The following is a 23,397-nucleotide window of genomic DNA, read 5'->3' as shown; positions in this document are numbered from 1 at the left end:
GGCGTCAGTTCCAGATTCCGGTGATGTCGGCGGCGCCGGCCGAGTTGCCCGCGTGGGCGTTGACCCCGGCCAGGTCCTCCAGGGTGTGCAGCACGTCGTAGTGGTTGTACGTGGTGGCGGTGCTGCTGCCGGGGGCGACGTGGGCGCCGTAGACGAGGGTCGGGATGCGGTTGCCGGACAGCTTGTTGTCCTCGTCGAAGGTGAGCAGGAGCAGGCTGTTGTGGCTCTTCGCCCACTGCGCGTACCCGTCGAGGTTGGCCTGGAGCCAGGAGTCGCCGGTGCCGACGGAGCAGTCGTGCATGTCGTCGCAGAGGTCCGGGACGACGAAGGAGACCTTCGGCAGGGTGCTGTAGTCGCTCGGGAACGCGTCCATGCCGTACGCGCTGGAGGTGGGCACGTTGCCGAAGCCGAACCACGGGTTGTGCTTCTGGGCGTAGTTGCCGCTGCTGCAATCGGTGGCGCCGGGGCCGGGCAGGCCCTCGTTGTAGCTGGCCCAGGTCTGGCCGGCGCCGATCAGCTCGGACGCGAGGTTGGGCTGCTGCAGGGCGCCGACGTCCACGCAGCCGTCGTCCACGATGCCCTGGGAGCTGCCGGAGAACAGCATGTAGTAGTTGGGCTGGCTGGGGTGGGTGAGCGCGTAGGACTGGGTCAGCGTCGCGCCGCCGGCCACCAGGGTGGTGTTGATGTACGGGGCCTTGGAGCTGCCGATCACCTGGGAGTAGGCGTGGTTCTCCAGGACGACGACGACCACGTGGTCGGGCGCGGGCAGGCCGGCGGCGGCGCCCGCGGCGGTGTCGGCGGCCGCGCTGCCGCCGGCGGCCCAGAGGCCGAGCGAGCCGGCGACCAGGCCGAGGCCGGCGGCCAGCGCGGTGAGCGGGCGGAGCGGGCGCGGCCGGCGGCGGCCGGGGCGCGGGAGGGGGGCGACGGCGGAAGAGGGGGTGCCGGGGGTGCGCAGTCGTGCGAAGGCCATGGGGTCCTCCGGATGTCGGGGCTTCCTGGCGGGAGCGCCGAGAACAGTAGGAGTGCCGCGGTGACGTGTACCGCACAAGACAAGTGAAGAACAGGCGAACAGCTGCCGCGCCCCGGCGGACCGGCGGCGTCGGGAAGAGCATCGGGAAGGACATCGGGAGGGGCGTCGGGAGCGGCGACGGCACCGGCGTCGGATCTCACACCCGCCGCGATTGACCCGTTCCGCCCGGGCGTGGTGGGATCACCGGAGTTTGGGACGAAAGGGTGCGGCACGTGAGCGGACTGGTCGCCGTCGTCCCCCGCACCCTGGTGGTCGGGATCGGCGCGAGCAGCGGCGCCGAGCGGACCGAGGTGCTGCGGCTGCTGACGGACACCCTCCGGGAGGCCGGGCTGGACCGCTCCGAGGTGGCCCGGCTGGCCACCGTGGCGGGCAAGGCGGACCACCCGGCGGTGCGCTGGGCAGCCGACCACCTCACCGGCGTACCCGTGGACGAGCACCCGCCCGAGGCGCTCGCGGGCGTGCCGGTGCCGAACCCCTCCGCCGCCGTCGGTACGGCCGTCGGCACCGCGAGCGTGGCCGAGGCCGCAGCGCTGGCGAGCGCGCCGGGGGGCCGGCTCGTGGTCACCAAGCGGAAGTCGGCGCGGGCCACGGTCGCGATCGCCCGGGCGGCGGCGCACGGACGGCTCGCACCGCTCGACCTCGGCGACGACCCGCGGCCCGCCGCACCACCCGGCCCGTAGAACCGCATCACGTCCACCACCAGTCGCGACCACCCGAACCAGCCGCACCACCCAGCGAGGAGACCCCGCGTGACCGCCCCCGAACCCGACCTGCGCCACCACGGCGACGCCGAGGTGCGCGCCGACGGGCTCGGCCTGGTCGACCTCGCCGTCAACGTCCGCACCGGCACTCCCCCCGCCTGGCTGCGCGAGCACCTCGCGGCCACCCTCGGCGACCTCGCCGCCTACCCCGACCAGAGCGCCGCACGCGCCGCCGTGGCCGCTCGGCACGCCCGCCCGGTCGAGGAGGTGCTGCTCACCTCGGGGGCGGCGGAGGCCTTCGTCCTGCTGGCGCGGGTACTGACGCCACGTCACATCGTCGTGGTGCACCCCCAGTTCACCGAGCCGGAGGCGGCCCTGCGGGACGCCGGGCACCGGGTGCACCGGGTACTGCTCTCCCCCGGGGACGGCTTCCGGCTGGGCGCCGTCCCCGAGGAGGCGGACCTGGTCGTCCTCGGCAACCCGACCAACCCGACCTCCGTGCTGCACCCCGCCGAGGCCGTCGCCGCACTGGCCCGGCCGGGGCGCACCCTGGTGGTGGACGAGGCGTTCATGGACACCGTCCCGGGCGAGCGGGAGTCCCTCGCCTCCGCCCGGGACCTGCCCGGCCGGGTCGTCGTGCTGCGCAGCCTCACCAAGACCTGGGGGCTGGCCGGACTGCGGATCGGCTACGCGCTCGGACCCGCACCGCTGATCGCCGACCTCGGCGCCGCCCAGCCGCTCTGGCCGGTCTCCACCCCGGCACTGGCCGCCGCCGAGGCGTGCAGCGGCCCGGCGGCGCTCGCCGAGGCGGAGCTGGCGGCGGCCGAACTGGCGCTCTGGCGCGAGCACTTGGTGAAGGGCCTGGCCGCCTTCCCGTCGGTGCGACTGTACGGCGAACCGGCCGCCTCCTTCGTCCTGGTACGGCTGCCCGACGCGGCGGCGGTCCGGCGGCGGCTGCGCGAGCACGGCTTCGCCGTCCGGCGCGGGGACACCTTCCCGGGGCTGGGCGAGGAGTGGCTGCGGATCGCCGTCCGGGACGAGGCGACCACCGACCGGTTCCTCAACGCCCTTGAGGCCGTGCTCGGTTCGGCCTGACCGGCGCAACAGCAGCCCACCCCCGGCCGCCGTCCGTCCACCCACCCGTCAGGACGGGCGGACGGGCAGGCGGACGGACGCACAACAGCCCACCCCCGGCCGACCCAGCGAGCGCTACTGGAGCCCGAGCGCCTCCGCCGCCAGGGCGGTGCCCTTCACGCGGGCCGCGATCTTGGCGAAGGCGGTGTCCCGCGAGGTGGAGGCGTCGTCTGCGAACGGTGAGAATCCACAGTCGTCGGTCGTGCCGAGCTGGTCGACCGGGATGTGCCGGGCTGCGGCCAGCACCCGGTCCCGCACCTCCTCCGGGGTCTCCACCCTGGGGTCGATCGGGTCGGTCACTCCGACGAACACCCGGATTCCGGGGCGGAGTTGATCCGCGATGACGGCGAGCACGCGGTCGGGGTCGGCCTCGCTCGCCAGCTGCACGTAGAAGTTGCCGACCCTGAGCCGGAAGAGCTTCGGCAACAGCTCGGCGTAGTCGACGTCCAGGCTGTGGGTGGAGTCCTGGTCCCCGCCCGGGCAGGTGTGCACGCCGAGGCGGGCCCGCTCCTCCTCGGCGAACCGGTCGAGCACCTGGTTGTTGAGGGCCACGAAGTCGTCCAGCAGACTGCCCGACGGGTCCAGCTTGAGCGACAACCGGGCCTCGGTGAAGTCGAGTTGGACGACGTGGGCGCCCGCGTCCAGGCAGCCGCGAATGTCGGCCTCGGCCTCGTCGGCCAGGTCCTCCAGGAAGTTCTCGCGCGAGTACCCGTCGATGCCGTCGGCGGGGTAGAGCAGGCTGAGCGCGGAGGGTGCGATGACGGCCTGCTTGACGGGCTGCGAGGTGTGCCGCAGGGCGTCGCGCAGATAGGTCTCGGCACGGACCCGGTACCGGAAGGGTCCGGCGGTCAGCCGCGGCAGCTGCCGGGTGTGTCCGTCGGCGAAGGGGATGACGGCGCCGTCCCCGGCGAGGGAGGTCAGCCCGGCGAGGGGGTACGTGACGAAGCTCGGCTTCGCCTGCTCGCCGTCCACCAGGACGGGGCAGCCGAGCTCCGCCAGCCTGGCCAGGGTGTCGGCGGTGGCCTCGTCCTGCAGCTTCTTCAGGTCGGCGTCGGACAGCCGCCCCTCGGCGTGTTCGGTCAGGGCGTTCAGCAGAGTGCTCGGCCGGGGGATGCTGCCGATGGGCTCCGTGAGAATGGTCATGACGGGACGGTAGAAAGGGCGGCGCCCCGAGCACAACGGGGCGCTCGGCGCACTCCGCTCGACCGTTCACACCTCGCGCGCCCCACTCTTCTCCGTTCACGCCCCTGGAACAGCACACCCCTCCGCCCAATCCCGTAGCGTGGCGAAGTCGTCGGCGAGCAGGCCGAGTCGGGGGTTGACGTGCAGGGCGAGCGCCGGGCCGGGGTGGTTCGCCTCGATCCACTCCTCGTCCCGCGGGCCGAGTTCGTCGTCGACCCAGACGAACGGGCGCCCGGCGGCCCAGGCGACCACGTCCCTGGTCTTCCAGTGCAGCCCGTCCCGCGCCTCGCCGAACAGGTCGGACCAGCTGATGTACGGGAGTTCGGGCAGGCCCAGGTGCGGGCCTATGTGGGTGTTCGCGTCGCCCATCCAGCCGGTGGCCCACACCAGTTCGTAGGGCAGTGCCAGCAGTTCCGCGCCGTGCGAGGGGTTGAGCCAGACCCGCAGCGGCTTGACCCGGACGGCGGGGGGCTTGGCGTGCCTGGCGCGGGTCGCCTGCCGGGCCTGGACCGCCGCCAGGTGCTCCTGCTTCGCCACCCACCAGGAGGGGCGCAGCCGGTGGGTGGCGTAGCCCTCGGGCCTCCGCTTCGGCGCGGCGTAGGGGTTGAGCGGTCCGTCCACGTCGAGGAGGAGCAGGGGCTGCTGGGTCATGCCATGAATTCTCGGTCCGGCGGGGGCGCTTGACCAGCGGTTTGCGGGTCGACGCGCGGAGCGGGCGCCCGCTACGGGCGGGACCACAGGTTGCGGGCGGCGAGCAGCGGGAGCACGCCCTCGCCGAACCAGTACGCCTCCTCCAGGTGCGGCATCCCGCTCAGCACGAACTCGTCGACGCCCAGCCCGTGGTACTCGCAGATCAGGTCCGCGACCTCCCGGTGGCTGCCCACCAGCGCCGTGCCGGCGCCGCCGCGCAGCAGCCCGATGCCGGCCCACAGTCCGGGGTACACCTCCAGCCGCTGCGCCGAGCCGCCGTGCAGCGCGAGCATCCGCCGCTGGCCCTCCGACTCGCTCCGGGCGAGCGCCCGCTGGGTCTCCCGCACCCGCTCCGGGTCCATCGCGGCGAGCAGCCGTTCGGTCTCCGCCCAGGCCTGGGCGGCGGTGTCCCGGGTGATCACGTGCAGCCGGATGCCGAACCGTACGGTCCGGCCCCGGGCGGCGGCCAGGCCGCGGATCCAGCGGATCTTCTCCCGGACCTGGGCGGGCGGTTCGCCCCAGGTCAGGTAGACGTCCGCGTGCTCGGCGGCGACGTCGCCGGCGGCCGGGGAGGAGCCGCCGAAGTACACCGCCGGGACCGGGTCCGGCAGCCGGTTCAGCCGCGCCCCCTCGACCCGCAGGTGCGGCCCGTGGTGGTCGACCGTCTCCCCCGCCCAGAGCCGCCGGGTGATGCCCAGGAACTCCCCGGTCCGCGCGTACCGGGCGTCCTTGTCCAGGAAGTCCCCGTAGGCGCGCTGCTCGGCGGACTCCCCGCCGGTCACCACGTTGAGCAGCAGCCGCCCGCCGGACTGCCGCTGGTAGGTGGCGGCCATCTGCGCGGCCAGCGTCGGGCTGATCTGCCCGGGCCGGAACGCCACCAGGTACTTCAGCCGCTCGGTCACCTGGCTGAGCATCGCGGTGGTCAGCCAGGCGTCCTCGCACCAGGCCCCGGTCGGCGTCAGCACCCCCTCGAAGCCCAACTGCTCGGCGCTGCGGGCGATCTGGCCGAGGTAGCCGACGCTCGGCGGCCGGTCCGAGCCGGCCGTGCCGGGCGTGGAGCCGTGCCCGCCGCCGACGATCAGCCGGCTGTCGCCGTTGGTGGGGAGGAACCAGTGGAAGGTGAGAGCCATGGACGGACACACTCCTGGGGCCGGTACTGCCTGCGGTCGGTTGACGGAACCCGCCGACCGCGACACCCGTCCGCCCACACCCGCCCCAGGTCCACGTGCAGACGGCGCACGAGGAGGGGGCGGTCCGGAGCAGTCATGGCCCGATTCTCCGGGACCGCCCCACCCCGATCAAGACCCGGCCGGAACCGGCTCGCTACCGCGCCGTCCAGCCGGTCCAGCTGCCGTTGGCGTCCCGGGCCCGGGACCAGGTCCGGCCGTCGGCGCCGGGCACGTCGATGCGGAAGGCGCCGCCCATGGTCGCCGCGGTGATCTCGACCTTGCCGGCCATGCTGCCGCCGAGGGACTTCCAGTCGGTCAGCTTGGTGGAGTTGGCGATGGTCGACCGCGTGTACACCGCGTGGTTGGTGCCGATCACCAGGATCAGGCGGGTGCCGTCCCGGAAGTCGAAGAAGGTCGCCCCGCTGCCGTAGCTGCCGCCGCAGTAGAACGTGCCGCCGAACAGTCGGTCGCTGCAGGTCGTGACACCCGGCACGGGGGTGCTCCCGGAACCGGCCGGCTCGACGGCGAGGCCCTGCGCCACACCCGGCCCGGCCGGCTTGCCCGGCGTGATCGGCACGCCCGGCCTGGGAGCGCCCGGCACCGTGGTCGGCGCACCCGGCGAGGGAACGCCCGGCACCGTGATCGGCACGCCCGGCGTGGTGGCGGTGGTCCCGCCGGCGGCCGAGGCGGGAGCCGCAGCCGCGGCCAGCCCGATGCCCGCGAGGGCGGCGGCGGAGACGAGGGCCGCCTGGATCTTCTTCATGAACGCTCCTGAGTGAACGGTTCGGGCCGCGGGCGGCGACCGGTCGGCGCGCGAGCGCTTCCCGGCGCCCGCCCGTCGGGCCCTCTCCGGTAGCAACGGGAGCCCCGCTCGGCCGAGTTCAACGGCTGGTCCGCCGATTTCGCGGAGCCGACCGGAACGCCGCCGGGCCTCCCCTCGCGTGGAGGGGAGGCCCGGCGGACTGCTCAGGAGACGCGGCGGATCAGACCTGGCCGGCCTTCTCCAGGGCCTCGCAGCAGGTGTTGATCAGGAGCCGGGTGACGACGTAGGGGTCGACGTTGGCGTTCGGGCGACGGTCCTCGATGTAGCCCTTCTTGTCCACCTCGACCTGCCACGGGATGCGCACCGAGGCGCCGCGGTCGGAGACGCCGTAGCTGTAGACGTTCCACGGGGCGGTCTCGTGCTTGCCCGTGAGGCGCGACTGGATGTCGTGGCCGTACTGGTTGACGTGCTCCAGCACCTTCTCCTGCGAGGTGCCGAGCGACTCGCAGGCGGTGATGATGGCGTCGTAGCCCTCGCGCATCGCCTTGGTGGAGAAGTTGGTGTGGGCGCCCGCACCGTTCCAGTCACCGCGGGCCGGCTTGGCGTCGAGGGTGGCGTCGATGCCGAACTCCTCGGCGGTGCGGTACAGCAGGTAGCGGGCGATCCACATGTCGTCCGAGACGGTCAGCGCGTCGACCGGGCCGATCTGGAACTCCCACTGGCCGGGCATGACCTCGGCGTTGATGCCGCAGATGGCCAGGCCGGCGTCGATGCAGCGGTCCAGGTGCAGCTCGACGATCTCGCGGCCGAAGACCTCCTCGGCGCCGACGCCGCAGTAGTAGCCGCCCTGCGGGGCCGGGAAGCCGCCCTCCGGGAAGCCGAGCGGGCGGGAGCCCTTGAAGAAGGTGTACTCCTGCTCGATGCCGAAGATCGACTCCTGCGAGGCGTACTTCTCGGCGACCTCGCGCAGCAGGGCGCGGGTGTTGGAGACGTGCGGGGTGCCGTCCGTCTCCAGGACCTCGCAGAGGACCAGGATGTTGTCGCCGCCGCGGATCGGGTCCGGCGTCACCCGCACCGGGTCCAGCACGCGGTCCGAGGCGTGGCCCTCGGCCTGGCTGGTCGAGGAACCGTCGAAGCCCCAGGTCGGGATCTTGTCGGCGTTGGGCAGGACGCGAGTCTTGGAACGGAGCTTCGCGGTCGGCTTGGTGCCGTCGATCCAGATGTACTCGGCCTTGATTGCCACTGCGTGTCCCTCGCATTGCTGGGTGGTGGGTGCCCGCGTAGCGTCGCAAGCCGCCGTTTCCCGGTTGTTCCTCTTGTGTAACGCGCAGGTGAACCAACCGTCCGCATTGGCACGGTCACGGTGCGGGAGTGCCGGGGGCGACACTCCCGCCATCCCGGGTGCCATGAGTGACGATGCCGGTACTTTCAGTGACGACGCATGATCAGCGCCACCCCGTGGTCAGCGGAGCCACACGGTCAGTACCGGCGGACGGTCAGTACCGGCGGGCGGTCAGTACCGCCGCCCGGTCAGTGCCGGCGGGCGTGCGCGGCGCGACGGCGCCGGGTGGCCCACAGCGCGGCCGCCCCGCCCGCGACCAGGGCGGCGGCCCCCGCGGCCAGCGGGCCGGTGGCGCTGCTGCCGCCGGTGGCGGCCAGCTTCTCCGACTTCTCCGGCTTCTCCACCGCGGCCTGCGGAACGGGGGTGCGCGAGGCGGTGGTGTCGGCGACCGGCTCGACGGCGGGCGCGCTGGTGGGCGCGGCGCTCTGGGTGGCCGGGCCGGACGGGGTGGCCGCCGGCCCGGAGGGCTTCTCACAGCTCACCGAGGCGACGGTGACCTTCCCGGTGACCTTTGCGACGTTCAGGTTGAGCGGGTTCACCTCCACCTGCACCTCCAGGGCGGAGGCGGCGGCGGTGGTCGTGGTGACGGTCTTCTTGGAGAACTCCACCGAGACGCTGCCGACCAGCGGCACGTCCACCTTGGTCGGCCCGTACAGGCCGACGGTGATCGGCTTGCCGAGCACGCTGAGCTTGAGCGGCGCGACCACGTCGGCGGTGGGCTGCCCGTCCACCGGACAGCTGGCCTCGGCGCTCATCGCCTCCAGGCCGAGCAGCGCGGTGGCGGGCAGGCCGGGGGCGTGCACGTCGGCGTTGACCAGCTTGACGGAGGCGGTGGCGCCCTTGGCGTCGACGCGGGTGACCGACTTGCCGACGTCCGCCTTGACCAGGGTGACGGGGCCCGTCTGGTCCACCCCGGCCACCGTGGCGGTCAGGATCGAGCCGTCGCGCTGCGCCGGCGACTCCACCTTGTTCAGCGCGATGTTCACCGGGACGTCCACCGCCTTGTTCAACAGGCTGACGTCCAGGTCGAGTTCGGCGGTGACGGCGCGCGCCTTACCGGGCGACGACGGGGCGGGCTCGGCCGCCTGGACGGGCGCGGCGGTGAGCAGTGAGCTCGCCACCACGGCGGTGGCCGCGGCGGCGGAAACGATTCGGCGAGCGGACGGGCAAGCGGACGGGCGCGAAGACGAGGCCGAAGACGGGCGAGAAGACAAGGCGGTACCCCCACACAGATGAAACGATGAGCCGCCAGTCTTCTCGAACAATCCGTCACATGAGTAACACAGAACGTCATTTCACCCGTTGGAGTGAGATTGGCGTTCTGCGCTGACCCATCTCTGCTAGGGCCTGTCGTCGAACTCCCGTCGTCCGCCCGGAGGGCGGGCGGGGCGGCGTTGGGGTGCGTGCATCGCAAGGCGGAGGAGGGAGCCACTGCGGTGGGGGCACCTCCCGGCCGAAGGCTGGGGGCCATTGGCGACCGACGACAACGCGGCGAGGTGCGCTTGTGCCCTGGGGGTACCTCCCGGCCGAAGGCTGGGGGAGCGGCGCCCCGCAGACGCGAGTTCGACGACAGGCCCTAGGGCAGCCGCCAGTCCACCGGCTGCGCCCCCTGCCGCACCAGCAGCTCGTTGGCCCGGCTGAACGGCCGCGAGCCGAAGAAGCCGCGGTCGGCCGACATCGGGCTGGGGTGGACCGACTCCACCGACGGGACGTTGCCCAGCAGCGGCCGCAGGTTGCGGGCGTCGCTCCCCCACAGGATCGCCACCAGCGGGCCGCCGCGCGCCACCAGCGCCCGGATCGCCTGCTCGGTGACCGCCTCCCAGCCCTTGCCCCGGTGCCCGCCGCTCTTGCGCGGCTGGACGGTGAGCACCCGGTTGAGCAGCAGCACGCCCTGGTTCGTCCACGGGGTGAGGTCCCCGTTGGACGGCTCCGGCAGGCCCAGGTCGGTGCCGTACTCCCGGTAGATGTTGATCAGGCTGGCCGGGATCGGCCGCACCTCCGGCGCCACCGAGAAGCTGAGCCCGACGGCGTGGCCGGGGGTCGGGTACGGGTCCTGCCCGACGATCAGCACCCGCACGTCGGCGAAGGGCTGCTGGAAGGCGCGCAGCACGTTCGGGCCGGAGGGCAGGTAGGTACGGCCTGCGGTCAGCTCGGAGCGCAGGAAGTCGCCCATCGCGGCGACCCGTCCGGCGACGGGTTCCAGGGCGGTGGCCCAGCCGGGCTCGACGATCTCGTTCAGTGGACGCGGTGCCATGGTCGCCACCCTATCGGCCTACACCGACACGGCTTTCAGCGGATGATCATGTGATCGAGAGGGCCAGGCGGGCCGGCGGAACCCCGGCGCGGCTACCCGACCGGCCGCCCCCGCAGCACCACCAGCCGCGGGTCCGCGAGCACCCGGACGTCCGCCCGCGGGTCCTGCGCGTACACCACGAAGTCCGCCGGCGCGCCCTCCTCCAGCCCCGGCCGCCCCAGCCACGCGCGCGCTCCCCAGCTCGCCGCCGACAGCGCCTCGGCCGGGCTCAGCCCCGCCTTCACCAGCTCCGCCACCTCCTCCGCGACCAGCCCGTGCGCCAGCGAGCCGCCCGCGTCGGTGCCGACGAACACCGGGATGCCCGCGTCGTGCGCGGCGCCCACCGTGGCGTACCGGCGCTCGTGCAGCCGCCGCATGTGCGCCGACCAGGCCGGGAACTTGGCCTCGCCGCCGGCCGCGAGGTCCGGGAAGGTCGCGATGTTGACCAGGGTCGGCACGATCGCCACCCCGCGCTCGGCGAAGACCGGGATCAGCTCCTCGGTCAGGCCGGTGGCGTGCTCGACGCAGTCGATCCCGGCCGCCAGCAGGTCCGGCAGCGACTCGGCGGAGAAGCAGTGCGCGGTGACCCGGGCGCCCTCCTCGTGCGCCGCCGCGATCGCCTCGGCCAGCGCGTCGCCGGGCCAGCAGGCGGCGAGGTCGCCGCGGTCGCGGTCGATCCAGTCGCCGACCAGCTTCACCCAGCCGTCCCCGCGCCGGGCCTCGGCCCGGACGTAGGCGGCCAGGTCGCCGGGCTCGATCTCGTGCGCGTAGTTGCGGATGTAGCGGCGGGTGCGGGCGATGTGCCGCCCGGCCCGGATGATCTGGGGCAGGTCCTCGCGGTCGTCGATCCACCGGGTGTCGGCGGCCGAGCCGGCGTCGCGGATCAGCAGGGTGCCGGCGTCCCGGTCGGTGAGCGCCTGCTTCTCGCTGGTCTCGGCGTCCACCGCGCCGTGCGCGTCCAGGCCGACGTGGCAGTGCGCGTCCACCAGGCCGGGCAGCACCCAGCCGGTCACCGTCCGGACGTCCCCGGCGGTCGGCGGGCGGGTGAAGCTCACCCGGCCGTCCACCACCCAGAGTTCGTCCCGGACGTCCTGCGGACCGACCAGCACCCGACCCCGCACGTGCAGCACCGCGCCATCGCTCATGGCCGCACTCTACCGACGGGCGGGTTCCGTGTAAGCAGTCACAATGCGGCAGACTCGTTTCCGCACCCCCACCCCGTACGACCCCCGTGCGGCCCCCGCGCGACTCCCGCGAAAGGCGATACCGACGTGAGCCCCTTCCTCGACCTGCCCCCGCTCAGCGCCGCCGAGTTCGCGGCGATCGAGGACCAGGTGGCCGCCCTGCTGCACACCGGGGCCGACGTGATCGTCACCCAGGGCGAGGCGCTGCTGCCCCTGGAGGCCGCGATCCGCGGCGCCGCGCACCCCGGCTCGACCGCCCTCAACGTCGTCACCGGCCCGTACGGGCAGACCTTCGGCAACTGGCTGCGCTCCTGCGGGGCGAAGGTCGTCGACCTGGCCGTGCCCTTCGACAGCGCGGTGAGCGCCGAGCAGGTCGCCGCGGCCCTGGAGGCGAACCCGGAGATCGACTTCGTCTCCCTGGTGCACGCCGAGGCCGCCACCGGCAACACCAACCCGGTCGCCGAGATCGGCGCCGTGGTCCGCGAGCACGGTGCGCTGCTGATGCTCGACGCGGTGGCCTCCGTCGCCGCCGAGCCCGTGCTCACCGACGAGTGGGGCGTCGACCTGTGCGTCATCGGCGGCCAGAAGGCGATGGGCGGCCCGGCCGGCGTCTCCGCCGTGTCCGTCTCCGAGCGCGCCTGGGCGCGGATCGCCGCCAACCCGGCCGCCCCGCGCCGCTCCTACCTCTCGCTGCTGGACTGGAAGGAGCGCTGGACCGACGCCGGCCGCGCCGTACTACCGCACGCCCCGGCCCAGTTGGAGATGCTCGCGCTCGGCGCCTGCCTGGACCGGATCGCCGCCGACGGCCTGCCCGCCGTGATCGCCCGGCACCGCGCCGCCTCGGCCGCCACCCGGGCCGGCGTCCGCGCGCTCGGCACCCTGGCCCCGTACGTCGTCGAGGACGCCCACGCGGCCCCGGTCGCCACCACCCTGCGCACCCCGGACGGCGTCGACGCGACCGCCCTCGCCGCCCGCCTCGACCCGGCCCTGCCGGTCCAGCCGGGCGGCGGCGCGCTGGCCGGTTCGATGCTGCGGGTCAACCACTACGGGCGGGCCGCCTCGCTGGACACCGTCCGCGCCTGCCTCACCGGCCTCGCCGCCGCCACCTCGGCCGACCCGGCGCCCGCCCTGGCCGCCGCCGAGGCCGCCTGGAACGCGACCGTCGCGGGCTGACGCGCGCACGGCGACCGTCACCGCCCGACCCGCGCACGGCGACCGTCGCGGCCCGACGCACGCACGGCGGCGGCCCCGGGAACAGCTCCCGGGGCCGCCGCCGTACCCGGCCGTCAGTGCCCGTTGACGTCCACCACCTCGACGCCGCGGATGTTCCGCTCGATCTCCTCCGCCGGCAGCGCGATCGCCAGCGCCCAGTAGTAGACGACCAGCGAGAACACCACCACGACGGCGATGTCCCACCACAGCGGCAGGTTCCCCTGCGCGCCCGCGCCGAAGGTGCCCTGCCAGGAGACCACGCCCATGCCGAGCAGGTAGACCGGCAGCCACTGCCCGGCCCGGAAGTCCATCCGGGGCGCGTTCGGCATCCCCTTCGAGCGCGCGTACCAGGAGTACCCGCCGAGCAGCAGGTAGCCGATCACGATCGCCAGGCCGAGCCGCCACAGGGTGTCCCAGCCGGACCAGTAGATGACCAGGCTCGCCACCACGAAGGCCAGCGGCGAGACCACCGAGCCGCCGGGCAGGTGGTACGAGCGCTCCATCCCCGGCAGCCGCTTGCGCAGCACCCCGAAGGCCAGCGGGGCGCCCGCGTACATCAGCACCACCGCCGAGGTGATGAAGCCGACCAGCCGCTGCCAGCTCGGGAAGGGCAGGAAGCAGATCACCCCGGCCACCCAGGCGATGAGCAGGCCGAGCCAGGGCACCGCACGCTTGTCGGTGGACTGCAGCGCCTGCGGGGCGTAGCCGTTGCGGCTCAGGCCGTAGGTGACCCGCGAGCTGGAGGTGATGTAGACCAGCCCGGTGCCGGCCGGTGAGACGACCGCGTCGATGAACAGCACGGTGGCCAGCCAGCCCAGGCCGATCAGGGTCGCCAGGCCGGCGAACGGTCCGCTGATCCCGGGGTAGTCGAGCGTGGTCCAGCCCTTGGCGAAGGTCTCCGGCGGCAGCGCGCCGATGAACACCACCTGGAGCATCACGTAGACGACCGTGCCGATCACCACCGAGCCGAGCACGGCGCGCGGGATGTCCCGGCGCGGGTTGCGGCTCTCGCCCGCCCACTGGATGGCCTGCTCGAAGCCGAGCAGCGCGAAGATCACCCCGCTGCTGCTGATCGCGGCGAGCACGCCCTTGGCCCCGTCCGGGGCGAAGCCGTGGACGGTGAAGTTGGAGCCGTGGAACTCGGTGAGGCCGAGCGTGATGATGGTCAGCACCGGGATGGCGACCTTCCACACGGTCGCCGCGCTGTTGGTGTGCGCGAGCAGCCGCACGCCGAGGAAGTTGACCGCGACGAAGACCCCGAGCAGCAGGGCCGCGACGACGAACCCCCAGCCGGTCAGCGTCAGGTCCTTGTTCAGCAGGCCGTCCGCCCAGCTCCAGTGCTGGGCGTAGTTGATCATCGCCTGCACCTCGATCGGCGCGATGGTCGCGGCCTGCAGCCAGGTGAACCAGCCGAAGGACATCCCGGCGAACCCGCCGAAGGCGTAGTGCGGGTAGCGCGCCGTGCCGCCCGCCACCGGGAACAGCCCGCCCAGTTCGGCGTGCACCAGCGCCAGCAGGATGATCGCCACCGCGCCGACGCCCCAGGACACCAGCGCCGCCGGCCCGGCCGCCACCGCCGCCTTCTGCGCCCCGAACAGCCAGCCGGAGCCGATGATCGCCCCGACCGAGGCCCAGAGCAGTCCGATGACGCCGACCTCGCGCCGCAGCGCGGTGTGCCCCGAGCCGGGCGGATTGGAGGAGGAATGGGCCATTGCTCGCACCTCTCATATATCGGGACAAATCCACCCCGACAGTGCCGCAGCCCCCACCCCTCCCCCACCGAAACGCGCGGCGCCCCGCACCCCCTCACCCGAACAGCCCGCCGGGACGGCCCACCGGGCACAGTTCCCGTGGCGTTCACCCGCCGGGCACGTGGAACTCACCGAGGGCGGGCAGGCTCCCGGCAGGGCTGAAGTTGGCTATACAACTTTGGCCGACACGACAGCCGTAGTGCCGCCGAGGAGAAGACCGATGACCGAGCTGCCGCCGTACTGGCTGCGCGACAACTGCCCGTGCGCCGAGTGCCGGGACCCGCGCAACGGACAGAAGCTGTTCCAGATCCACGAGCTGCCGCCGGACCTGGCGGTCGCCGCGAGCACGGAGGCCGACGGGCACCTGGAGGTGCTCTGGTCGGACGGGCACCGGTCGCGGTACCCGCGGGAGTGGCTGGACGGGACGGACGAGGGCGACGGGCGCACCGAGCGGGGCAAGCAGCTCTGGACGGCGGCGGACTTCGCGCCCGGCCTCCCCGGGGCGTCGTGGGAGGCCTACCTGACCGACCCGGCCGAGCAGGCCGCGGTGCTGGCCGCCGTACGGGACAGCGGCTTCGCCGTGCTGCGCGGGGTGCCGACCGTCGAGCGGCAGGTGCTGCGGGTGGCGGAGAGCTTCGGGTACGTGCGGGTCACCAACTACGGGGAGCTGTTCGACGTCCGGGTCGAACCGTCTCCCAACAACCTCGCCTTCACCAGCGTCGCCATCGCCCCGCACACCGACAACCCGTACCGGGACCCGGTGCCGACCCTCCAGCTGCTGCACTGCCTGGAGAACTCGGCGACCGGCGGCGACTCCGGACTGGTGGACGGCTTCAAGGCCGCGGCGGTCCTCCGGGACGAGGCGCCGGAGGCCTTCGAGGTCCTCACCCGCACGCCCGTCCCGTTCGTCTTCCGCGACCGCCGCACCGAGCTCCGGGCCGACCGCCCGCTGATCGACCTGGACCCGAAGGGGCGGATCCGCGAGGTCCGGTTCAACAACCGCTCGACCGGCACCCTGCGCGGATCGGGCCTGGACGCCTTCTACGCCGCCTACCGCCGCTTCGCCGAGATCACCCTGCGCCCCGAGCTCCAGCTCACCTTCCGCCTCGGCCCCGGCGACTGCCTGGTCTTCGACAACACCCGCCTGCTGCACGCCCGGACGGCCTTCCAGCAGGACGGCCACCGGCACCTCCAGGGCTGCTACGCCGACCTCGACTCGCTCTCCTCCACCCTCGCCGTGCTGCGCCGCCGGGCCGCCGCCCTGGACACGATCGCCGCGCTGTTCGCCGGCGAGGGCGCCGCGGAGTACCTGGGCGAGGAGGTCACCATGGCCGAGCACATGCTCCAGGCCGCCGCTGCCGCCGAGGCGGCCGGGGCACCCGACCACCTGGTCGCCGCCGCGCTGCTGCACGACGTCGGCCACTTCCACGGGGCCCTGCACGGAACGGATCTGATGCAGGGTCAGGACAACCGCCACAGCGACTCCGGGGCCGACTGGCTGGCGGGCTGGTTCGGCCCGGAGGTCACCGAGCCGGTCCGGCTGCACGTGGCCGCCAAGCGCTACCTGTGCGCGGTCGAGCCCGGCTACCGGGAAAAGCTCTCCGCGGCCTCCGAGTACACCCTGACCGTCCAGGGCGGCCCGATGGACGAGCAGCAGGCCGCCGCCTTCGCCGAACTCCCGGGCGCGCGGGACGCGGTGGCGGTGCGGCGCTGGGACGAGCAGGCGAAGGAGGCCGGCGCCCCGACGCCCGGCTTCGCGCACTACCGCCCGCTGCTCGCCGCGCTCATGCGGTAGCCGGCGGGGCTCAGTCCAGCTCCCGCGCGTGTCGCGAAAGCGCCGACGTGGCCAGGGAGTTGTGCACGCTGAACGCCACCGTCCCGGGCAGGTAGCGGTCCTGGGACCACTCCACCGGCGTGCCCGTCGGGTCGGTCGTGCGGCGCCGCTCGCGCAGCAGCGGACCGCCCCGGCGGCAGCCGAGCAGCCGGGCGTCCTCACCGTTGGCCGGGACGATGTCGATGGTGTGGTCGGCGTCGGTGAACAGGATGCCGTGCTCGCGCAGCACTTCGGTGTGCGAGACGACGTCCGGCGGCAGCTCGGCGACGATCTCGCCGACCCGCGGCGGGTAGACGGTGCGCTCGACCATCACCGGCGTGCCGGACAGCGTCCGCAGCCGGACGATGACGTACACCTCGGCGCCCTGCTCCAGGCGCAGTTGCTCGCGTTCGGCGGCGTCGGCCGGGCGGCGCACCAGCGAGTCGAGGATGCCGCCGGGCTCCTCGCCCATCGAGTACGCCCAGTGCGTGAAGCTGAGCAGTTCGGAGAAGCTCTGCACCCGGGCGCCGCCGAGGACCACCCGGCGGGTGCCGCGGCGGGAGGTGACCAGTCCGTCGGAGCGCAGCACCGCGAGCGCCTGGCGGACGGTGCCGCGGGAGACGCCGTACTGCTCGGCCAGCGCGCCCTCGGCGGGCAGCCGGCCGGCCTCGCCGTACGCGCCGGTGGTGATCGCCTCGCGCAGGTCGGCGGCCACCTTCCGGTACAGCGCGCCGGGGCGCTCCGCCGGGGGTTCCCCGGCCGCCGAGGGGGCTCCGGCCGCCGGGCTCCCGTCCGCGGCCGGGGGGCCCTCGGGGCGCTGGGGCTCAGTTGCCACGTCAGTCAATGTCCCTCCTGGGGCGGTGTCCTGCGCAGCCGTACCGGCGCGGACAGCCCGACCTTACTCCGCTGCGCCTTCGAAGCATCGCACCGAACGGATCACGCTCCGATGGCCGGATTCCACCGTTCCCGCACCCGACCCCGGCGCTGGGCCGTCCGTTCACCTTCCCGTCACCGGACTCCGGCGTACTTACTGCCGTCAGCGAAGTTGGCTAGTCAACTCGGACGACGTCGATCGATCGCTCACCCCGGTCGGCCCGCCGCCCTCCGCAAGGCCTCGCGAACCTTCGCAAGGCTTCACGAACCTTCGCAGGCCGTCCCAGGCCTTCGCGATCCTTCGCGAGACGCCAGCCCGCGGAACCCCCCGCGAGCGCCCTCGCAGTACGCCCCCTTAACAGGAGACTTCCCCGTGACCGTGCACCGCGCCCGCGCCGCCGCCTTCGCGGCCGTCCTGACCGCCGCCGCGCTCTCCCTCACCGCCTGCGGCTCCGCCGGTTCGAGCGCCAAGTCCGGCGACACCGCCCAGGGCGGCGCCAAGGACGCCAAGACGGCCACCTCCGCCGCCGACTTCGGCGGCATGGACGGCCTGATCGCCGCCGCCAAGAAGGAGGGCAAGCTGCACGTCATCACGCTGCCCCGGGACTGGGCGAACTACGGCAAGATCATCGACAGCTTCAAGGCCAAGTACGGCATCGAGGTCGAGGAGGAGAACCCGGACGGCTCCAGCCAGGACGAGATCAACGCGATCAACTCCCGCAAGGGCCAGGACCGCGCCCCCGACGTGGTCGACCTGGGCAGCGCCTTCGCCCTCCAAGCGGTCAAGGACGGCATCCTCGCCCCCTACAAGGTCGCCACCTTCGACAAGGTGCCGGACACCATGAAGGACGCGAACGGCGCCGCCGTCAACGACTACGGCGGCTACGTCTCCATCGGCTGCGACGCCAAGAAGATCGCCAACTGCCCGAAGACCTTCGCCGACCTGCTCAAGCCGGAGTACAAGGGCCAGGTCGCCCTCAACGGCAACCCGACCAAGTCCGGCTCCGCCTTCGGCGGCGTCTACGCGGCCGCGCTCGCCAACGGCGGTTCGCTGGACAACATCCAGCCCGGCATCGACTTCTTCGGCAAGCTGAAGCAGTCCGGCAACTTCAACCCGGTCGAGTCGACCCCGGCCACCGTCGAGAAGGGCGAGACCCCGATCTCGATCGACTGGTCCTACCTGAACGCCGGCTACACCGACGAGTTCAAGGACAAGGGCGTCGACTGGAAGGTCTCCATCCCGACCGACGGCTCCTACGCCCAGTTCTACAACCAGGCCGTCAACAAGTGGGCCCCGCACCCGGCGGCCGCCCGCCTGTGGCAGGAGTACCTGTTCAGCACCGAGGGCCAGAACCTCTTCCTCGGCGGCTACGCCACCCCGTCCACCTTCGAGGCCCTGAAGAAGGACGGCACCCTGGACGCCGCCGGCGCCGCCAAGCTGCCCGCCGTCGAGAAGCCGTTCACCACCTTCCCGACCGTCGACCAGATCAACGCGGCCAAGAAGGTCGTCACCGAGAACTGGACCAAGGCGATCGCGGGCTGACACCCAGGCCACGTACCGCACTTCGGGCTGAGAAAAGGCACTCATGACCACGGCTCCCACCCCGGTGCCGACCACCCCCGCCGCCACCTCCCCCGGTGGCGGCGCGGGGGCGTCCGCCACCGCCACGACCACCTCCCCCACCACCACCGCGCCCGGCCCGCGGCGCCGGCCGCTCGCCCGCCTCGGCGGCGCGTCCTGGCTGGCGGCCGTGCCGCTGCTGCTGTTCTTCCTGATCGGCTTCGGCCTTCCCGCCGTCGCCATCGTGATCGGCGCGTTCACCACCTCCAGCGACGCGGAGTCCGGTGCCGGGCAGTTCACCTTCGACAACCTGACGGCCTCCGTCCAGGGCGGCTACCAGACGGCCATGCTGAGCAGCCTCAAGCTCTCCGCGCTGACCGCGCTGCTCGCCACCGTCCTCGGCCTGCCGCTCGCCCAGGCCGTCGTCACCTCCCGGCGCGGCTGGCTGCGCCAGGCGGTGCTCACCGCCTCCGGCGTGCTCGCCAACTTCGGCGGCCTGCCGCTCGCCTTCGCGTTCGTCGCCACCCTCGGCAACGCCGGCGAGATCACCAAGCTGCTGCACCTCACCGACCACGGCTGGTCGCTGTACTCGTTCACCGGCCTGACCGTCGTCTACCTGTACTTCCTCGTCCCGCTGATGGTGCTCACCATCACCCCGGCCCTGGACGGCCTGCGGACCCAGTGGCGCGAGGCGGCCCAGAACAACCGGGCCACCACCGTCCAGTACTGGCTCCACGTCGCCCTGCCGATCCTGCTGCCCTCCCTGCTCGGCGGCTTCGTGCTGCTCTTCGGCAGCGCCTTCGCCGCCTACGCGACGGCCGCCGCCATGGTCGGCGCGACCGTCCCGCTGGTCAGCCGCTCGATCGCGGACGCGCTCTCCGGCAACGTGCTGGTCGGCCAGGGCAACCTCGCCCTCGCCCTCAGCCTCAACATGATCTTCGTGGCCGTCCTGGTGATGGCCGTGTACCTCCCCCTCCAGCGCCGGAGCGCCCGATGGCTCAGCTGACCACCCCCGCCCGCCCCGGCCGACGCACCGTCCGCTGGTGGCGCGGAGCCGTGCTGCTGCTCGCCGGCGTCTACTTCGTCGTCCCGCTCGCGGCCTCCTTCTGGTTCTCGATCGACGACCCCCAGGGCATCTCCTTCGCGGCCTACACCGGGCTGCTCTCCGCCCCCGGCTTCCTGGACAGCCTCTGGCTGACCCTCGGCCTCGCCGTCGTCACCGTCGTGGTGCTGCTGCTCCTACTCGTCCCGGCGCTGATCTCCGTGCGGCTCGGCTCGCCGAAGCTGCGCCCGGTGCTCGACGTGCTCTGCACCCTGCCGCTGGTCGTCCCGCCGGTCGCGCTGACCGCCGGCCTGATCGGCGTGCTCCGCTGGGGCCCGGACTACCTGATGGACACCCCGTTCTTCCAGACCTTCGTGTTCATCCAGGACCCGGACTTCCCGCTGGTGCTGGTCATCGCCTACGTGCTGATGGCCCTGCCGCTCGCCTACCGCGCCCTGGACGCCGGCCTGCGCTCGATGGACGTGCGCACCCTGGTCGAGGCCGCCCGCAACTGCGGCGCGAGCTGGCCGCGCGCGGTGTTCACCGTCGTCCTGCCCAACCTGCGCGGGGCGCTGCTGAACGCCTCCTTCCTCACCCTGGCCCTGGTGCTCGGCGAGTTCACCACCGCCTCGATCCTCGGCTTCCAGCCCTTCCCGGTCTGGATCTACTCGGTCGGCAACAGCCAGGCCCACATGTCGGTCGCGGTCTCCATCCTGAGCCTGCTGCTCACCTGGCTGCTGCTGCTCCTGCTGGCCACCGCCGGGCGCGAGCGCCGCGCCAAGACCGCCACCTCCTGAAACCCCCCGGAGTCACCAGTCATGACCACGGCCACCGCCATCGCCGCCGACGCCCCGCTCGCCTCCGGCAGCGCCACCGTCGAATTCCGTTCCCTGCGCCGCGCGTTCGGCGCCACCACCGCCCTCGACGGCCTGGACCTGACCGTCCGCCCGGGCGAGCTGCTCGCCCTGCTCGGCCCGTCCGGCTGCGGCAAGACCACCGCGCTGCGCATCCTGGCCGGCTTCGAGCAGCACGACTCCGGCGAGGTGCTGGTCGACGGCCAGGACATCACCGCGATCCCCGCGCACAAGCGCGACGCGGGCATGGTGTTCCAGTCCTACAGCCTCTTCCCGCACCTGACCGCGCTGGACAACGTCGCCTTCGGGCTGCGGATGCGCGGCACCGGCAAGGCCGAGCGCCGCAAGCGGGCCCTGGAGCTGCTGGAGCTGGTCGGCCTGCCGCACCGCGCCGACCACTACCCGCACCAGATGTCCGGCGGCCAGCAGCAGCGCATCGCGCTCGCCCGCGCGCTCGCCCTCCAGCCGCGCGTCCTGCTGCTGGACGAGCCGCTGTCCGCGCTGGACGCCAAGGTCCGCCTCCAGCTGCGCGAGGAGATCCGCCGCCTCCAGCAGGAGCTGGGCATCACCACCCTGTTCGTCACCCACGACCAGGAGGAGGCGCTGTCGATGGCCGACCGGGTCGCGGTGCTGCGGGCCGGACGGCTGGAGCAGTGCGCCGCCCCGTCCGAGCTGTACGGCCGGCCGGCCACCGCCTTCGTCGCCGAGTTCGTCGGCACCATGAGCCGCATCCCGTGCACCCGTACCTCGGACGGCGTCGAGGTGCTCGGCCGCCGGCACGCGGTGGACGGCGAGGTCCCGGCCGACGGCGAGCTCCAGGTGCTGGTCCGCCCGGAGAACGTCGCCCTGACCCCGGCCGAGGACGGCCCCGCGCTGGTGGTCACCGCCTCCTTCCTGGGCGCCGTCACCCGGCTCACCGTCCGCCTGGACGACGGCACCGAGGTCAAGGCCGACCTGCCCACCGAGGCCGCCGCCGCACTGCCGGCCGGCGCCCGGGCCGCGCTCACCCTGCCGGAGCGCCCGGTGCTGGTGGACCGCCGCGCCGCCTGAGAGCCTCGTACCTCCCCGCTCCGCCCGACGACGTACCGGCGGAGCACCGAAGAAGCGCCGACGAAGCGCCGGAGAACCACCGAAGGTACCGCCATGCCTGACACCGCCATGCCCGCGTCCAACGCGCTGCCCGCCGCCGTCCTGTTCGACATGGACGGCACCCTGGTCGACACCGAGCAGCTGTGGTGGCAGACCGCCGCCGAGATCGCCGAGGAGCTGCGCCACCCGCTCACCGACCAGGACGCCCCCGAGGTGCTCGGCCAGGCCGTCGAGCACACCGCCGCCCACCTGCACGCGGTCAGCGGCACCGCCCTGAGCGAGGCCGAACTCGCCGCCCGGCTCGGCGAGTCCTTCGCCGCCAAGGTCGCCGCCGAGACGGTGCCGCGCCCCGGCGCGCTCGCCCTGCTGGCCGCGCTGCGCGACGCGGGGGTGCCGACCGCGCTGGTCTCCGCCTCCCCGCGCCGGGTGGTGGACCTGGTGCTGTCCGCCATCGGCCGGGACTGGTTCGCCGTCACCCTGGCCGCCGAGGACACCGCGCGCACCAAGCCCGCGCCCGACCCGTACCTCGCCGCCGCCGAACGGCTCGGCCTGGACCCGGCCGACTGCCTCGCCGTCGAGGACACCCCGACCGGGGTCGCCTCCGCCACCGCGGCCGGCTGCGCCGTGCTCGCCGTGCCGTCCACCCCGGTGCCGATGCCGCGGGGCGAGCGGATCACCCTGCTCGCCAGCCTGGAGCAGGCCGACCTCGCCCTGCTCGGGAAGCTCGCCGGCGCCGGCGCGGTTCGACCCTGACATGCCCTATCTCCTGCTCGCCCTGGCCATCATCAGCGAGGTCTGCGCCACCAGCTGCCTCAAGCTCACCGAGGGGTTCACCCGGCTCTGGCCGAGCCTCGGCGTCGGTGTCGGCTACGCGCTCTCCTTCCTGCTGCTCGGCCGCGCGCTCAAGCACATACCGGTCTCGGTCGCCTACGCGGTCTGGTCCGGGGCCGGCACCGCGGCGGTCGCCGGGATCGGGGTGGTCGCCTTCGGCGAGTCGCTCGGGCGGCTCCAGTGGCTGGGGATCGCGCTGGTGATCGTCGGGGTGGTCGTGCTCAACCTCAGGGGCGGGCACTCCTGACGCCCCGTTTCCAAAGCTCTTTCTGACGCTCCGTCAACTCTGAATTCGCTGGTCAACTCCCCTGCCGGGGCGGGACGTCGGACGTGCCGACGACCCGCCCCGGACGCTTCGCTACGGTGTCCCCCATGACGGACCCCCGCCCACACCACTACCGCTTCGTCCACCGCGAGCTGGCCCGCCAGGTGCTGGAGTTCGGCCCGCGCGTGGCCACCCCGACCCCGGACGGCGGCAGCCTGCTGCCCGTCGTCACCCAGATCTGGGACGACCTCGGCAGCACCCTGCCGCCCGAGGACCGCCTGCCCGACCACGGCCTCGACTGCCGCCACCTGTCGGTCGACGGCCACCACATGCTGCTGGTCACCCTGCCCGCCCCGGTCGGCGCCACCGAGGCCCACTTCGTCGCCGCCGTCCAGCCGGGCGGCGCCAGGACCGTCCGCTACGTGACCCTGGAGCACGCGTTCAGCCCCTTCGACGGCAGCCCCGGCACCGTCCTCGGCGAGTGGACCGCCGAGAGCCACCTCAACCACGGCCCGGGGCCCTCCCCCGTCGCCGAGCTGTTCGTCACGGCCGTGGTGCGGCTCGTCACCCCGAAGAAGCGCGGCTTCTGGCGCCGCTGAGACCGACCGTACGTATACA

22 protein-coding genes are annotated in these 23,397 nt (G+C 73.4%); 11 read left to right on the top strand and 11 right to left on the bottom strand.

The features are described 5' to 3' along the window. Positions 1–4 precede the first annotated feature (4 nt). Positions 5–970 carry an alkaline phosphatase family protein gene (locus tag ACLWS4_RS13720; RefSeq protein ID WP_380737306.1) on the bottom strand — a complete coding sequence of 322 codons (966 nt, stop codon included), beginning with the start codon at positions 968–970 and terminating at the stop codon, positions 5–7. Between the two features lie 272 nt (positions 971–1,242). On the opposite strand from ACLWS4_RS13720, the gene ACLWS4_RS13715 reads away from it, so the two are divergent. Both ACLWS4_RS13715 and cobC read left to right on the top strand, forming a co-directional pair. Further along, entirely contained in the window at positions 1,243–1,710 is a 468-nt protein-coding gene (locus ACLWS4_RS13715; RefSeq protein WP_388045963.1) for a cobalamin biosynthesis protein, read from the top strand. 69 nt (positions 1,711–1,779) lie between these two features. Beyond that, positions 1,780–2,826, top strand: coding sequence for an Rv2231c family pyridoxal phosphate-dependent protein CobC (gene cobC / locus ACLWS4_RS13710; RefSeq protein WP_416874234.1), 1,047 nt, complete (start codon positions 1,780–1,782; stop codon positions 2,824–2,826). A 114-nt stretch (positions 2,827–2,940) separates the two neighbouring features. Here the strand turns inward: cobC and ACLWS4_RS13705 are convergent, their stop codons facing one another. From ACLWS4_RS13705 to ACLWS4_RS13670, 8 genes are all read right to left on the bottom strand, one after another. Beyond that, positions 2,941–4,008, bottom strand: coding sequence for a cobalamin-independent methionine synthase II family protein (locus tag ACLWS4_RS13705; RefSeq protein ID WP_049656656.1), 1,068 nt, complete (start codon positions 4,006–4,008; stop codon positions 2,941–2,943). A gap of 96 nt (positions 4,009–4,104) precedes the next feature. Further along, entirely contained in the window at positions 4,105–4,698 is a 594-nt protein-coding gene (locus ACLWS4_RS13700; RefSeq protein ID WP_049656658.1) for a hypothetical protein, read from the bottom strand. A 71-nt stretch (positions 4,699–4,769) separates the two neighbouring features. Beyond that, on the bottom strand, positions 4,770–5,867 hold the full coding sequence (locus ACLWS4_RS13695) for an LLM class flavin-dependent oxidoreductase (protein WP_117490022.1): 1,098 nt from the start codon (positions 5,865–5,867) through the stop codon (positions 4,770–4,772). Positions 5,868–6,060: 193 nt separating this feature from the next. Further along, positions 6,061–6,669, bottom strand: a complete 609-nt coding sequence (locus ACLWS4_RS13690; protein WP_416874233.1) for a hypothetical protein — start codon at positions 6,667–6,669, stop codon at positions 6,061–6,063. A gap of 220 nt (positions 6,670–6,889) precedes the next feature. Next, positions 6,890–7,912: a glutamine synthetase gene (gene glnII / locus ACLWS4_RS13685; RefSeq protein ID WP_074001642.1), complete on the bottom strand. Its 1,023-nt coding sequence runs from the start codon at positions 7,910–7,912 to the stop codon at positions 6,890–6,892. A gap of 287 nt (positions 7,913–8,199) precedes the next feature. After that, positions 8,200–9,225 (bottom strand): SCO1860 family LAETG-anchored protein, encoded by a 1,026-nt coding sequence (locus tag ACLWS4_RS13680; protein WP_416874232.1) that lies wholly within the window; start codon positions 9,223–9,225, stop codon positions 8,200–8,202. A 362-nt stretch (positions 9,226–9,587) separates the two neighbouring features. Continuing rightward, positions 9,588–10,265, bottom strand: a complete 678-nt coding sequence (locus tag ACLWS4_RS13675) for a uracil-DNA glycosylase (protein ID WP_049659571.1) — start codon at positions 10,263–10,265, stop codon at positions 9,588–9,590. Between the two features lie 92 nt (positions 10,266–10,357). Then, on the bottom strand, positions 10,358–11,449 hold the full coding sequence (locus ACLWS4_RS13670; protein WP_416874231.1) for an amidohydrolase family protein: 1,092 nt from the start codon (positions 11,447–11,449) through the stop codon (positions 10,358–10,360). Between the two features lie 126 nt (positions 11,450–11,575). Between ACLWS4_RS13670 and ACLWS4_RS13665 the strand changes: the two genes are divergently transcribed. Next, a complete protein-coding gene (locus tag ACLWS4_RS13665; RefSeq protein ID WP_416874230.1) occupies positions 11,576–12,661 on the top strand; it encodes a pyridoxal-phosphate-dependent aminotransferase family protein in 1,086 nt (361 codons plus the stop codon). A gap of 113 nt (positions 12,662–12,774) precedes the next feature. Here ACLWS4_RS13665 and ACLWS4_RS13660 read toward each other — a convergent pair whose 3' ends face one another. Beyond that, positions 12,775–14,412, bottom strand: a complete 1,638-nt coding sequence (locus ACLWS4_RS13660) for an APC family permease (protein WP_049657940.1) — start codon at positions 14,410–14,412, stop codon at positions 12,775–12,777. A gap of 259 nt (positions 14,413–14,671) precedes the next feature. Between ACLWS4_RS13660 and ACLWS4_RS13655 the strand changes: the two genes are divergently transcribed. Further along, positions 14,672–16,246, top strand: a complete 1,575-nt coding sequence (locus ACLWS4_RS13655; RefSeq protein WP_416874229.1) for a phosphonate degradation HD-domain oxygenase — start codon at positions 14,672–14,674, stop codon at positions 16,244–16,246. A 10-nt stretch (positions 16,247–16,256) separates the two neighbouring features. Here ACLWS4_RS13655 and ACLWS4_RS13650 read toward each other — a convergent pair whose 3' ends face one another. Beyond that, positions 16,257–17,099, bottom strand: coding sequence for a GntR family transcriptional regulator (locus tag ACLWS4_RS13650; protein ID WP_234348617.1), 843 nt, complete (start codon positions 17,097–17,099; stop codon positions 16,257–16,259). A 411-nt stretch (positions 17,100–17,510) separates the two neighbouring features. Here ACLWS4_RS13650 and ACLWS4_RS13645 point away from each other — a divergent pair, with 411 nt between their 5' ends. The 7 genes from ACLWS4_RS13645 to ACLWS4_RS13615 all read left to right on the top strand — a co-directional run bounded on the left by ACLWS4_RS13645 (position 17,511) and on the right by ACLWS4_RS13615 (position 23,378). Beyond that, entirely contained in the window at positions 17,511–18,680 is a 1,170-nt protein-coding gene (locus tag ACLWS4_RS13645) for an ABC transporter substrate-binding protein (protein WP_074001648.1), read from the top strand. 43 nt (positions 18,681–18,723) lie between these two features. After that, a complete protein-coding gene (locus tag ACLWS4_RS13640) occupies positions 18,724–19,704 on the top strand; it encodes an ABC transporter permease (RefSeq protein WP_074001649.1) in 981 nt (326 codons plus the stop codon). After that, positions 19,692–20,537, top strand: coding sequence for an ABC transporter permease (locus tag ACLWS4_RS13635; RefSeq protein WP_049654281.1), 846 nt, complete (start codon positions 19,692–19,694; stop codon positions 20,535–20,537). Before ACLWS4_RS13640 ends, ACLWS4_RS13635 begins: the two co-directional genes overlap by 13 nt. Positions 20,538–20,558: 21 nt before the next feature. Then, positions 20,559–21,644 carry an ABC transporter ATP-binding protein gene (locus ACLWS4_RS13630; protein WP_074001650.1) on the top strand — a complete coding sequence of 362 codons (1,086 nt, stop codon included), beginning with the start codon at positions 20,559–20,561 and terminating at the stop codon, positions 21,642–21,644. 93 nt (positions 21,645–21,737) lie between these two features. Continuing rightward, positions 21,738–22,436 carry an HAD family hydrolase gene (locus ACLWS4_RS13625; protein ID WP_416874228.1) on the top strand — a complete coding sequence of 233 codons (699 nt, stop codon included), beginning with the start codon at positions 21,738–21,740 and terminating at the stop codon, positions 22,434–22,436. A gap of 1 nt (position 22,437) precedes the next feature. After that, complete coding sequence (locus ACLWS4_RS13620; RefSeq protein WP_117490004.1) at positions 22,438–22,761, top strand: DMT family transporter; 324 nt, start codon at positions 22,438–22,440, stop codon at positions 22,759–22,761. A gap of 125 nt (positions 22,762–22,886) precedes the next feature. Next, the gene (locus ACLWS4_RS13615) at positions 22,887–23,378 is read left to right on the top strand and encodes a hypothetical protein (protein ID WP_074001651.1); all 492 of its coding nucleotides are present in this window, start codon (positions 22,887–22,889) and stop codon (positions 23,376–23,378) included. Positions 23,379–23,397: the final 19 nt, after the last annotated feature.

Source organism: Kitasatospora sp. SC0581 (assembly GCF_048159585.1).
Lineage (GTDB): Bacteria > Actinomycetota > Actinomycetes > Streptomycetales > Streptomycetaceae > Kitasatospora.
The sequence above is the reverse complement of the archived record's forward strand: the minus strand, read 5'-3'. Positions and strand labels throughout refer to the sequence as shown.